Genomic DNA, 12,612 nt, shown 5'->3' with positions numbered 1-12,612 from the left:
GATGGCTGTTTCCTCGCACTTGGATGTGCAGCTCATTGCCGCGACAACGTTTACGCCCCCGCAGTCGGTCGACTGGCAGCCCGAGGAGGGGGCCACTGACGCGGAGTCTTTAGTCGAGTTCGCAGGCCGCGCCTGCTACGAAACCTTCGACCGGCCGAACCCACACACTGCGGCGAACGAGGCGTACCTGCACCATATTCTCGACGTCGGCCACGATGCGCTGCTCGAGCACGCCACCGCCACCCTCTACATCCGGGGCCTGTCCCGTTCTGCGGGCAACGAGCTCCTGCGGCACCGGCATTTCTCGTTTTCCCAACTGTCGCAGCGCTTCGTGCACAACACCGATAACGAAGTCGTCGTTCCCAGCATCATCGCGCAGGACGAAGAGCTCAAGCGCATGTTCCTCGCCGCGGTGGATGATTCCCGCTTCGTCTACGAAGAGCTGCTCACCGCGCTGGACGAGCACATGGCCGCCGAGCCGAACGCCCTTTTGCGCAAAAAGAAGGCGCGGCAGGCAGCACGCGCCATTTTGCCCAACGCCACCGAGACCCGCTTCGTGGTCACCGGTAACTACCGCACCTGGCGCGGGTTCATCGCCGCGCGCGCCTCGGAGCACGCGGACGTGGAGATCCGCACACTCGCCGTGGCGTGCCTTGAGATTCTGCGCGAGCAGGCCCCCGCACTCTTCGACGACTTTTTGGTCAGCACGCTTGCCGACGGCACCCGCATGGCCACGAGCCCGTACGTGGCATAAGGGGGCGTCGATAAGCAACTGCCCCGAACAAGCGGCGTGCTGTTGTACCACAACTGGCCCCAAGGGGGTAGGGTTTGTGGGCATGGGCACATCAATGAAAGCTAACCTCGGTGCAGAAATCTTTGGCACCGTCTGCGTCGCAATGGTCACGCCGTTTGATTCTGACGGTGCACTCGACTGCGCCGCGGGCCGAAAGTTGGCAGCCCACCTTGTTGATCAAGGCATCGATTCGCTCGTCCTCGCAGGAACGACGGGGGAGTCCCCGACCACCACGGTGGAAGAAAAACTTGCACTGCTCAAGGCAGTCAAGGAAGAAGTGGGGGACCGTGCGAAGTTGATCGCGGGCGCCGGCACAAACAACACGAAAACCTCGGTGGAACTCGCGCAAGCTTCGCGCGACGCCGGGGCAGACGCACTGCTGGTCGTCACCCCGTACTACTCCAAACCCTCGCAAGACGGCGTGAAGGCACACTTCACTGCGGTCGCGGAAGCGACCGAGCTGCCGATCTGCCTCTACGACATCCCGGGTCGCTCCGGCATCCCCATTGACGGGGCCACGATCGCCGAGCTGGCGAAGCTGGACACGATTCAGGCGGTTAAGGACGCCAAGGGCGACTTCCTGGAGGCCGCCCCGCTGATCCAGGACACTGGTCTGGCCTGGTACTCGGGCGATGACCCGCTGAACCTGCCGTGGCTTTCCGTGGGTGCGACTGGCATGATCTCGGTCGTGGGGCATGCGGCTCCGAGGGCGATGCGCGAGATGGTCACAAGCTTCGAGGAAGGCGACCTCGCCCGTGCGCGGGAAATCAACGCCAACACCATGGCAGTCCTTGCTCACCAGCAGGGCGTGCTTGGTGGCGCAACTTTTGCAAAGGCAGCCCTGCGCCTGCAGGGCATTGACGTTGGGGCACCCCGCCTGCCTGTCGTTGACGCGACGGATGCGCAGATCGAGGTGCTCCGTGAGGATATGGAAAAGGCTGGAGTCCTTTAAGTATGAACGAACCCCGTAATCGCTCCCGCAAGGTCACCCGCAAGGCGGGTCCGCCGGAGCCTGCTGAGCAGCAGCCCGCATTCAAGGCACCTGCGCAGCAGACCCCCAACAACGACGCCGACAACGGAAGCGGCAACGGACACGCAGGCGATAACAACAGGAAAAACGGCAACAATGGCGGCGGCAAGGCCAAGGGCGGTAACGGCGGTGGAGGCCGCGGCGGGAACAACCGCAATCGTCGCCGCCGCGGTCGTGGTGGATCGGGCGGCGGTCGCCGCAACCCGGTGAAGTCAATGCAGGGCGCGGACCTGACCAAGCGCCTGCCGGCCCCGCCGAAGCCTGCGAAGGATACCCTGCGTATCTACGCGCTCGGCGGAATCTCTGAGATCGGCCGCAACATGACGGTCTTTGAGTACAACGGCCGTCTGCTCATCGTGGACTGCGGCGTGCTCTTCCCCAACTCCGGTGAGCCGGGCGTGGACCTGGTGCTGCCGGACTTCGGGCCGATTGAAAACAAGCTGGACAAGATCGAGGGCCTGGTGGTCACGCACGGCCACGAGGACCACATCGGCGCGATTCCGTGGCTGCTTAAGCTGCGCCCGGACATCCCGATCTACTCTTCCCGCTTCACCAACGCGTTGATCGCAGCGAAGACACAGGAGCACCGTCAGCGTCCGAAGTTGCATGAGGTGAACAAGGACTCCGAGGTCACGCTCGGCCAGTTCCGCCTGCGCTTCTGGCACGTCAACCACTCCATCCCGGAGTGCCTGGGCCTGTCCATCAAGACCGGCGCGGGCCACGTCGTGATGACGGGCGATGTCAAGGTCGACCAGACCCCGTACGACGGCAAGCCCACCGACATCCCGGCGCTCGCGCGGCTTGGCGACGAGGGCGTGGACCTGTTCCTCTGCGACTCTACAAACGCCACCATTCCGGGCATCTCCGCCTCCGAGGCAGGTATCGAGGACACCTTGATCCGCCTGGTCTCGCAGGCGAAGCAGCGCGTGGTCATCGCCTCCTTCGCGTCTAACGTGGCGCGCGTGCAGATGGCGGTCAACGCCGCAGTGGCGAATAACCGCAAGGTGGCCTTTAACGGCCGCTCCATGCTGCGCAACATGGAGATCGCGGAGAAGATGAGCCTGCTGAAGGCACCGAAGGGCACGATCATCCCGATCGAGGAAGCTGCGAAGATGGCACCGCACAAGACGGTGCTTATCACCACTGGTACCCAGGGTGAGCCGATGGCTGCGCTGTCGCGCATGTCGCGCCGCGAGCACCGCCAGATCACGGTGCGCGACGGTGACACGATCATCCTGTCCTCCTCGCTCATCCCGGGCAACGAGGAAGCGGTCTTTGCCGTGATTAACAACCTTGCCCAGATCGGCGCGAAGGTGATCACCAACGCCGAGGAGCACGTCCACGCTTCCGGCCACGGCTACGCCGGTGAGCTGCTGCAGCTGTACAACGCTGCGCGCCCGCGTAACGCGATGCCGGTGCACGGCGAGTGGCGTCATATGCGCGCCAACAAGGAGCTGGCGATTTCCACGGGCGTGCGCCCGGAGAACACCGCGCTGGCTCAAAACGGCGTGGTCGTGGACATGCAGGCCGGCAAGATCAAGGTTGTCGGCCAGTACCAGGTCGGCCAGCTCTACGTCGACGGCGTGACGATGGGTGACGTGGACCCGGACGTGCTGGCAGACCGGTCTTCGCTGGCCTCCGGCGGCGTGGTCTCGATCACCTGCGTGATTGATGACCGCACGGGCCAGCTCCTCGAAGCACCGCGCGTGTCTACCACGGGCTTCTCAGACGACGACCGCGACTTCAACAAGAAGCTCGTCGAGGCCGTCGAGAACGTGATGGGCGACCTTGCGGCCGAGGGGGAGAACGACCCGTACCGCATGGTGCAGCAGCTGCGTCGCAAGCTCTCCCGCTCGATCGAGCAGAAGTACAAACGCGAGCCGGTAATCTTGCCGACCGTCGTTCCGATGGCAGCAGAGAACCTCCCGGTTGACGACGAAGACATCGAAGCCACCCGCGAGTCGCTCTAAGCACCCGTTCGTACACCCCCCTTGGCTAATTGTTTTGGTCAGGGGGGGTGACGTGTTTTTGGGGTTGGTCTGTTCGGTCTTGGTGTGCGGCCGAGGTGGTTCTGGGCGTGCCAGGTCCAAGTGACAGGCCAGGTCCAAATGGAGCTAGCTCCGTTTAGAGGATTCGGTTTGGCGCGACCTGGGGGTTTGCGGGTGGCATTGGTCCAAATGGAGCTAGCTCCGTTTAGAGGATTCGGTTTGGCGCGACCTGGGGTTTTTCTGGCGGGGCCGGTCCAAATGGAGCTAGCTCCATTTGCGGAACCAAGAGTGGCTTTAGGGCACGAAGTTCGAAGACTTCGCGGATCACGCGCCGCGGGCTGAAAGACGCAAGGAGTCTGCGGGCGCGGACTTTCACGTCGACAGCCACGCCATATTTCGCAGCCATCTCCCAGGATAATTCCGCAGGGGTGGAATTTTGTGCATGGGTGGTGACACATGGGCGACAGGTGTATAAAATTTCGTGGCATGAAGACGCTTAGGAGAATGACCGCGGCGCTTCTCGCCGCCACAGTAATTTCTGCACCTGCCATCCCTACTGCCGCAGCAGCGGAGGATGAGACCGACTGGACGGGTGGTCGCCCGCTGCCGGAGGGCACCGAGGTGCCCTACGAGCCCGGGTACGGCTCCAGCTGGAAGAGTTACGACGCTATCAAGCTGGGCAACCCGGACTACCGCAATAGTGACGTCCGAGGGATCCGTGTTGTGGGCAGCTACAAGCCAGACACGATTATGTGCGTGATGAACTTCAAGGGTGGGGTGAGTGAGTGCTATGCCGACGGTAAACAGGCTGTTGAACTCGGCTGGGGTGCTGGCGGCAAGATTGTGACCACGGACCCGGTGGTCGCTATGTTTGCACCCGTTGTTCGCAGCTTCGTCTCTTTGGAGCGGCAGCTGTCCAGCTCCCGCGGCTAAGCTTGCGGCGGAAGCGCTAGGGTAAAAGGCATGTCTTTTGCTTCTAGTGAACGGGAAAAGCTCGGCGCGCTGTTACTGGAACTTGGGCCGGACGCGCCCACGCTGCTTGATGGGTGGCGCACCCGTGACCTGGCCGCGCACCTCTACGTGCGAGAGCAGCGCCTACCTTGGATCGCGGGTGCTTTCGTGCAGGCGCTGGCCAAGGGTCTTGACCGTGAGATGGAGGCGGCGAAAAGAAGGCCTTATGAAGAGGTGGTCGCCGACTGGCTTTCGGGTGCCAACCCGGTGGTAAGCGCGCTGTTTGGCCCGGCAAACGAAGGTGAGCACTTCATCCATCACGAGGATGTCCGCCGCGCCCAGGAGAATCCGGAACCCCGCGAGCTCAGTGCGGCGACACAGGCGAAGCTGCTCAAGCTGGCTAAGCGCTACGGCAAAATGACGCTGCGTAAGGCCCCGGTGCCGGTGATCTTGACTCCCGAGCACCTTCCACCGGTGACGCTGGGGGAGCGTGCGGGAGTCGCGGACAAGGGCAACCGAGTCGTGCGCGTCTTTGGAGCGCCGGCAGAGCTGCTGCTGTGGGTGACGGGTCGTACGTCGGCTGCGCAGGTGCGCGTTGACGGTGCCGATTTGCTCGCTGGTTACGACATCACATTGGGCTAAGGCAGCGCATACTCAGCGGGGTATTGCGGAAGAAAGTTCGCCTCACCCCGCGATGCCTCTGTGAATAATGTGACTTGAGGTATTAGAGTTACAGCCATGTCTGTCAAAAATTCCGCCCCACGCTCAACCCGCCCACAGTCCGGCGGGTCGTCCGCGCGTCGCAGTGGCCCAGTGTCGCTGACGCACCCACCGACTTCGTCGATGGTTGCGGCGGAAACCACCGACGAGCGCGTCGGCTCTGCCACGCGCGCCGTCGGTCGCTCGCTGGGGTCTGCCGCCCGCGGGGTGGGTGGTGCCTTCGGTGCGCTGACGAGAAAGCTCGGGAGCGCACGTCGGAAACATGACGATGAAGATGTAGACGACAATTTTGACCTATTCGACGACGAAGAGGAGCACGTGCAACCAGACCGCAGGCGCAACCGTCGGAGGAAAGACGCCAGTACTCTCGAGCACCCTGGCACTAGCCGTTACAGCGAACCCAGCGAAGCTGCTGACGTTCAGCACGACGACTGGGACGAGGAAGCTGAGGAGCAGCAGGCACGCACGCCCTACCGCGGCACCTTTGCGGAGCACGCTGACGCCTGGGGGCTGTTGCTCATCGGGTTGGCCGCGGTTATTGGTGCCTCGGTCTGGTTGGACATCGCCGGTCCTATCGGCGAGCTGATCGCCAAGGCCACCCACTGGGTGATCGGGGCGGGTGCGCTCATTCTGCCGGTACTGCTTGTCGGTGTCGCCATCGCACTGATGCTTAATGTGCGGGCCCCGGGCGAGGTGCGCACCCGCGTCACTATCGGTCTGAGCATCATCGCTGTGGCGATGCTCGGACTCGTGCATGTCTTCGCGGGCAACCCCTCCGACTGGGAGACTCGACGCATCGCCGGTGGCATTATCGGTGCCTATACCGGTGGTGTGCTTGCCGCTGGGTTTTCCTCCTACGTGGCCGTGCCGCTGCTGGCACTGGTCATTGTCTACGGGGCGCTGAAGACTACCGGTATTACCGTGCGTGAGGCCTACGACATGGTTGTCGCGTGGGCCACCGATCTTATCGACTCCGCTCGCAACCCGGATGCTGACCTCGAGGAGGAGTGGGACGACGAAGACGACGACCTCTATGGTCATGTCGAGCGCGATCTGGACGACATTGCGGAAGGTCGCGAGCGTCGTCGACCCCGTCCGCGCGCAACGGCACGAACGGAGCGAAAGGCTCGAACGGAGCGCCAGCCCCGCGACCGAGACACCCACTACGGTGAGGATCCCGAACAGCGTCCGCGGAAGCGCCGCGTGCGCAAGTCTCGTACACCGCTGGACAACTACCCGGCTGATGGCGAGGTTGCGCCGGCGAGCGACATCGGCGAGGAGGGCCGCGACGATTTCGGCGAGCCCGTCACGGATGCATTCGCTGCACCAGAGCGCACCGAGCATATTGAGCGCACTGAACGCTCTGGGCACAGTGGACACAGTGGGCGCACTGGGCGTCGCAAAGCACAGCCCGAGGAGACGAAGGTGCTCTCGCGTGGTGCAGACATCGCAGACGCGGCGGGTAAGACCGCAGCGGCAACCGTCAAGGGGGCAGGCCGGACTGCGGCGGCAGCTGCCGGTGCTGCGGGAGCGACTGCGGGTGCGGCCGCAGCTGGTAAGGCCGCGGCGGCCGGGCAAGCAGCCGAAGCCGCCGGAGATGCTGTGGCAAGCTCCCGGGATGCGGTGCGCAAGGCAATTGTCGCTCGCTCGGGTATCGACGCCGCTGCGGTGCCCGCCTCCACGCCGAAGTCGGAGCTGGAGGCCGCCGAAAACGACGCTGCGCCGACCCAACAGCTGGCGCGGAAGGTGGCGCGCGATACGGACTACACGTTGCCGTCGACAAGCTTGCTTATCGAAGGCGATGCCCCGAAGACGCGCACGGAGACCAATGACCGCATGATCGAGGCGATCACCGATGTCTTCGAGGAGTTCAAGGTCGATGCCCAAGTCACCGGCTTCTCCCGCGGCCCGACAGTGACACGTTATGAGGTCGAGCTTGGTCCAGGTGTGAAGGTCTCCAAGATCACTAACCTGCAATCCAACCTCGCCTACGCGGTGGCGACGGATAATGTACGACTGCTGACACCCATTCCGGGCAAGTCCGCCGTGGGCATCGAGGTGCCTAACCGGGACCGCGAGATGGTCCGCCTGCGCGACGTGCTGGACGCACCGAAGGTGGCCGCCGACGAGGACCCGATGCTCATCGGGCTTGGCAAGGACATCGAGGGCGACTTCATCGCCTCCTCGGTGCAGAAGATGCCGCACTTGCTCGTCGCAGGTTCGACTGGTTCCGGTAAGTCGGCGTTTGTGAACTCGATGCTGGTCTCGTTACTTACGCGCGCCACCCCAGAAGATGTGCGTCTGATCCTGGTGGATCCGAAGATGGTGGAGCTGACCCCGTACGAGGGCATCCCGCACCTGATCACCCCGATCATCACGCAGCCGAAGAAGGCCGCGGCCGCCCTGCAGTGGCTGGTCGAGGAGATGGAGCAGCGCTACCTGGACATGAAGCAGGCGCGCGTGCGCCACATCAAGGACTTCAACCGCAAGGTGCGCAGCGGCGAGATCCAGGCCCCGCCAGGTTCCGAGCGCGAGATGCGGCCGTACCCCTTCATCGTCTGCGTGGTCGACGAGCTCGCCGACCTGATGATGACCGCGCCGAAGGAGATCGAGGAATCGATCGTGCGCATCACGCAGAAGGCACGTGCGGCCGGTATCCACCTGGTGCTGGCCACGCAGCGCCCATCGGTAGATGTGGTCACGGGCCTGATCAAGACGAACGTGCCCTCGCGCCTGGCGTTCGCGACCTCGTCGCTGACGGACTCCCGCGTCATCCTGGATCAGGGCGGCGCCGAGAAGCTCATCGGCATGGGCGACGGCTTGTTCATCCCGCAGGGGGCCGGCAAGCCGCAGCGTCTCCAGGGCGCATTCGTCACCGACGAGGAGATCCAGGCGGTTGTCGACGCCGCGAAGTCCCAGGATGAACCCGACTACGTCGAGGGCGTCACTGAGGAAAAGCAGGCGGAGAAGAAGGTCATTGACGACGACATCGGCAAGGATCTCGACGATCTGCTCGAGGCAGTCGAGCTCGTGGTCACTTCGCAGCTCGGCTCGACCTCGATGCTGCAGCGTAAGCTGCGCATCGGCTTCGCCAAGGCCGGTCGACTGATGGACCTCATGGAATCGCGCGGCGTGGTCGGCCCTTCCGAGGGATCGAAGGCGCGCGAGGTGTTGGTCAAGCCGGAGGAGCTCGAGACGATCATCTGGATGATCAAGGGTGCCGATCCGGCTGAGGCTCCGAAGGAAGCGGATGTGGAGGACGACGGGGCGTCGACAAGCGATGGCTCGGATGCTGACGATGAGACCCGCACCGTGCAGGCAACCTACAATCCGACTGGCGGCGCGTTCTAGATGCAGCAGCGCAGCTCAAAACGGATCTCGTTGGTTCTGTTTGACGGGTTCGAGCTTCTCGACGTGGCCGGCCCGCTGGAGATTTTCTCAAAGGTTGCGGGGTGGGAAACCACGTTGCTCTCCCCGGATGGGCGGCCGGTGGCCTCGTCTCAGGGTGTGCGGTTTGAGGTCGGCGGTGACTATGCGCCGCGCAGTTGCGATGTGGTGTTCGTTCCGGGAGGGCAAGGGACTCGCAGGCTTGCGGGCGACGAGAGTTTCCTTAAGAGTCTTCAGAAGATGGCGAACGAAGCCAGCGTGGTGATGTCAGTGTGCACCGGCTCGGCGTTGCTTGCCGCGGCAGGGCTCCTGGAGGGATATGCGGCTACGAGCAATAAGCGAGCGTTTGCCTGGGCCACCAGTTTCGGCCACGACATTGACTGGCGTCGCTCGGCCCGGTGGGTGCACGACCGCGACCGGTGGACGTCCTCTGGAGTCTCCGCCGGTACAGATATGGCGGTGGCGTTCGTCGCTGATGCGTGTGGTGAGGCAGTCGCACGTGAAGTCGCGGACGCGGTCGAGCTTCGTCTCCACCTCGACCCGAACAATGACCCTTTCGCTGTGTAGACGCCACAGACCTCACCGGAAGGTGCCTTCTCGCTTGATGTGCCTTGTGGTGTAGAGTTGGACGCGCTTGGAGGGGAGTACCCTATAAGTGCCCGGATCGTCAGCACGGCAGCGCACCTCGCGCCCCGGTCTGGGCAGCCCCATATCAAGGGGTGGGGGAGACCTCCGGTCATTTCAACGTAACTTCTGACCGGAGGAAAGCTTATGCATGTGCCTCTTTCAATTTGGCTGATTACCTCAGCGGTAATCCTTGGATTCTTTATTTTCGACTTCTTCTCGCACGTGCGGAACGCGCACGAGCCGTCGATGAAGGAGTCCGCCGGGTGGGCCGGGTTCTACATGGCCATGGCCTGCATCTTCGGCGGGATTGTCTGGTGGTTGTGGGACGCCGAGCACGGCATGCAGTTCTTCACCGGCTACATCACCGAGCTCTCGCTGTCGGTGGATAACCTCTTCGTGTTCGCGCTCATCATGAGCTCGTTTAAGATTCCGCGTGCCTACCAGCAGAAAGTGCTACTCATCGGCATCGTGATTGCGCTGATCTGCCGCCTCGCCTTCATTCTGCTCGGCGCCGTGATCATCGAGGCATGGTCCGATGTCTTCTACATCTTCGCCGCGTTCCTGCTCTACACTGCCATCAAGCTGGTCTACGACGAGGCGACCGACCAGGAAGACCCCGACCCGAACGACATGATGGTGGTCAAGACCCTGCGCAAAGTCATTCCGGTGACCAGCTCGTACCACGGCGACCGCCTGGTTTCGGCCACGCAGGCTGGCAAGAAGGCCGTCACCCCGCTGTTCGTGGCGCTGCTGTCCATCGGGTTTGTCGACGTGATGTTCGCCTTCGACTCCATTCCCGCCATCTTCGGCATCACGCAGGAGTCCTTCCTGGTCTTTACCGCCAACGCCTTCGCGCTGCTCGGTCTGCGCCAGCTCTACTTCCTGCTCAACGGGCTGCTAGACAAGCTGGTGTACCTGCCGTACGGCCTGGCGGTAGTGCTCGGCTTCATTGGCGTCAAGCTGCTGCTGCACGCCCTGCACGAGAACAACCTGTCGTTTATCAACGGCGGCGAGGGCCTTTCCGTCCCGGAGATCGGCACAGTCACCTCGCTGCTGGTCATCATCGGCGTGCTGGCAGTGACCGCGGTTGCTTCCATGATCAAGGACCGCGCGGACATCAAGGCCGGACGCCTCGACCCGAACGGGCCGTCATTCCACATTGACTACGACGACCACGGCAACCGCCGCAAGGTCGACCGCGACGGCCACCACCTGGAGTGGATCGACGACCCCGCAACCTCCGGCAAGGGCGATCACACGGCGACCGGCTCGCGCGAGACGGACCACTTACATGTTGCCCGCGGCGGCAAGCCGAAGCAGCGCTAAACGGGGCGCTTAGTCGCCTGAGAAAATGTTGCTGACCGGGTTCCACTCGTGGACTTCACGCCCGGCCAGCGCCCTTTCGACCGTGTAGGGGTCAGCGTCCATGATCTCCTCCGCGTCGGCCACCGATGCGGTATCCGGCAGCTGGAGGATGATCAGTGCCTGCTCCCCGCCGGCGTAGGGGCCGGAGCCGACAATTCGGCCCAGCGAGAGCTGGCTGGAGATGAACTCGCGGTGGGCGGGACGGGTCGCGTCGACAAGCGCGGCGTCGGCACCGTAGGTATAGGTAAATGCGAAATACTTCATGGGTGGCAGTCTAGGCCACGGCGAGTAGGTGGGTAGGGTGGTGGGCGTGAACACTCAGTCCAATTGGAATCTGCCGAACGCGCTGACCTCTTTGCGCATCCTGTTCATTCCGGTGTTTGCGTGGCTCGTGCTCGCGCAGCACTGGTGGTGGGCGTTCGGGCTGTTTGTGGCGCTCATGATCACGGACAAGCTGGACGGGGACATCGCCCGCGCCAGGAACATCGTGACCGACTTTGGCAAGATCGCCGACCCCATCGCCGACAAGGCGCTGATGATCACCGCACTGGTCACCCTGAATATCGTCGGCCCGCTGCCGGTGTGGATCACGGTGGTGATCATCGTCCGCGAGCTGGGCATTACTTTCTGGCGGATGTGGATGCTGCGCCAAGGCCAGGTCGTGCCCGCCTCTAAGGGCGGCAAACTCAAGACCGTGCTGCAAACTCTTGGCGTCGGCATGTACTTGTGCCCGCTGCCCGGCTGGATGGACATGTCGACGCTGATTGTCATGCTGATTGCGGTGGCCGTCACCGTGATCACCGGCGTGCAGTACCTGGTAGATGCACGGAAGGCCAACGATGGAGCGTGAGCTTGTTCGCTTAGCGACGGGCGCGGGTGTCACCCTCGCCTTCTGCGAGTCACTCACCGCGGGACTCGCTGCGGCCACCGTGGCGAGTGTGCCCGGTGCCTCCGCGGTACTGCGCGGCGGGCTTGTTACCTACGCGACGGATCTCAAGGAGACGCTCGCCGGGGTGCCCCACGAGGTACTCGCCGCGTATGGGCCGGTGAGCCCTGAAACAGCGCGCGCCATGGCTGAGGGCGCGCGCCGTGCCTGCCGCGCTGACTACGGGGTGTCGCTCACCGGTGTGGCCGGACCGGACCCCCAGGACGGGCACCCAGTCGGGGAAGTCTGGATCGGTGTGGCGACGCCTACGCGCAGCTTTGCAGCGCCAGCTGGGGGCAGTGCGCTGCTGCAGGGTTCGCGCCAGGAGATCCGGAGCGCCGCTGTGGACGCTGCGCTACGGATTCTTGTAGATACGCTGCGGGAAGATCTTTCTGCCCGCGATGGGAACAAATCAGAGACCTAGACCGTTATTACTCGTGATGGCAACAACAACTCTCGTACACGAAGCACCGATGACTCGCCCCGCCGCGCTCGCAGGCGCGGTGGATGACGCACTGCACTCAGGCGTGCCCGGGCGCGAACCGCTGCTGCGCGAAGCGCTCGGCATGTCGCTGCGTGCCTACCGCGCCGACAAGAACGTCACGCTGCGCGAGCTGGCCAAGCAGGCACGCGTGTCCTCCGGGTACCTTTCCGAGCTGGAACGCGGCCGCAAGGAAGTGTCCTCGGAGCTGCTCGCCGCGATCTGTAACGCGCTGGACACGACGGTGGCTGAGCTGCTGATGGAAGTGGTGGCGAATATGTCACTGCATTCCATCCAGGAGGAATTGGCTACCACTTCTCCGGCGGCAGCGGAAGCGTAATGGCA

At 63.5% G+C, this 12,612-nt stretch carries 12 protein-coding genes; 11 read left to right on the top strand and 1 reads right to left on the bottom strand.

Going from position 1 to position 12,612, the window contains the following annotated elements; all coding sequences use genetic code 11:
* Position 1 precedes the first annotated feature (1 nt).
* From thyX to CIMIT_RS07295, 8 genes are all read left to right on the top strand, one after another.
* Complete coding sequence (thyX, locus tag CIMIT_RS07330) at positions 2-754, top strand: FAD-dependent thymidylate synthase (protein ID WP_038591118.1); 753 nt, start codon at positions 2-4, stop codon at positions 752-754.
* An 82-nt stretch (positions 755-836) separates the two neighbouring features.
* Complete coding sequence (gene dapA, locus CIMIT_RS07325; protein ID WP_038591115.1) at positions 837-1,745, top strand: 4-hydroxy-tetrahydrodipicolinate synthase; 909 nt, start codon at positions 837-839, stop codon at positions 1,743-1,745.
* Between the two features lie 2 nt (positions 1,746-1,747).
* Complete coding sequence (locus CIMIT_RS07320; protein WP_038591112.1) at positions 1,748-3,793, top strand: ribonuclease J; 2,046 nt, start codon at positions 1,748-1,750, stop codon at positions 3,791-3,793.
* A gap of 504 nt (positions 3,794-4,297) precedes the next feature.
* Positions 4,298-4,744: a hypothetical protein gene (locus CIMIT_RS07315; protein ID WP_144311825.1), complete on the top strand. Its 447-nt coding sequence runs from the start codon at positions 4,298-4,300 to the stop codon at positions 4,742-4,744.
* A 30-nt stretch (positions 4,745-4,774) separates the two neighbouring features.
* The gene (locus CIMIT_RS07310) at positions 4,775-5,404 is read left to right on the top strand and encodes a TIGR03085 family metal-binding protein (protein ID WP_038591106.1); all 630 of its coding nucleotides are present in this window, start codon (positions 4,775-4,777) and stop codon (positions 5,402-5,404) included.
* 96 nt (positions 5,405-5,500) lie between these two features.
* The gene (locus CIMIT_RS07305) at positions 5,501-8,833 is read left to right on the top strand and encodes an FtsK/SpoIIIE family DNA translocase (RefSeq protein ID WP_038591103.1); all 3,333 of its coding nucleotides are present in this window, start codon (positions 5,501-5,503) and stop codon (positions 8,831-8,833) included.
* A gap of 30 nt (positions 8,834-8,863) precedes the next feature.
* A complete protein-coding gene (locus tag CIMIT_RS07300; protein WP_236620827.1) occupies positions 8,864-9,436 on the top strand; it encodes a DJ-1/PfpI family protein in 573 nt (190 codons plus the stop codon).
* A gap of 204 nt (positions 9,437-9,640) precedes the next feature.
* Complete coding sequence (locus CIMIT_RS07295; RefSeq protein WP_038591097.1) at positions 9,641-10,822, top strand: TerC family protein; 1,182 nt, start codon at positions 9,641-9,643, stop codon at positions 10,820-10,822.
* A gap of 9 nt (positions 10,823-10,831) precedes the next feature.
* On the opposite strand, the gene CIMIT_RS07290 is transcribed toward CIMIT_RS07295, so the two are convergent.
* Positions 10,832-11,125, bottom strand: coding sequence for a YciI family protein (locus tag CIMIT_RS07290; protein ID WP_038591094.1), 294 nt, complete (start codon positions 11,123-11,125; stop codon positions 10,832-10,834).
* A gap of 46 nt (positions 11,126-11,171) precedes the next feature.
* Between CIMIT_RS07290 and pgsA the strand changes: the two genes are divergently transcribed.
* The 3 genes from pgsA to CIMIT_RS07275 are packed head-to-tail and all read left to right on the top strand — an operon-like array spanning position 11,172 to position 12,607.
* Complete coding sequence (gene pgsA, locus CIMIT_RS07285) at positions 11,172-11,711, top strand: CDP-diacylglycerol--glycerol-3-phosphate 3-phosphatidyltransferase (protein ID WP_084674416.1); 540 nt, start codon at positions 11,172-11,174, stop codon at positions 11,709-11,711.
* Positions 11,701-12,210 (top strand): CinA family protein, encoded by a 510-nt coding sequence (locus CIMIT_RS07280; protein WP_051904871.1) that lies wholly within the window; start codon positions 11,701-11,703, stop codon positions 12,208-12,210. The genes pgsA and CIMIT_RS07280 overlap by 11 nt, the downstream gene beginning before the upstream one ends.
* 49 nt (positions 12,211-12,259) lie before the next feature.
* Positions 12,260-12,607 carry a helix-turn-helix domain-containing protein gene (locus tag CIMIT_RS07275; RefSeq protein ID WP_407919530.1) on the top strand — a complete coding sequence of 116 codons (348 nt, stop codon included), beginning with the start codon at positions 12,260-12,262 and terminating at the stop codon, positions 12,605-12,607.
* Positions 12,608-12,612 lie beyond the last annotated feature (5 nt).

It is taken from the genome of Corynebacterium imitans (assembly GCF_000739455.1).
Lineage (GTDB): Bacteria > Actinomycetota > Actinomycetes > Mycobacteriales > Mycobacteriaceae > Corynebacterium > Corynebacterium imitans.
This window is presented reverse-complemented; position numbering and strand designations above follow the sequence as displayed.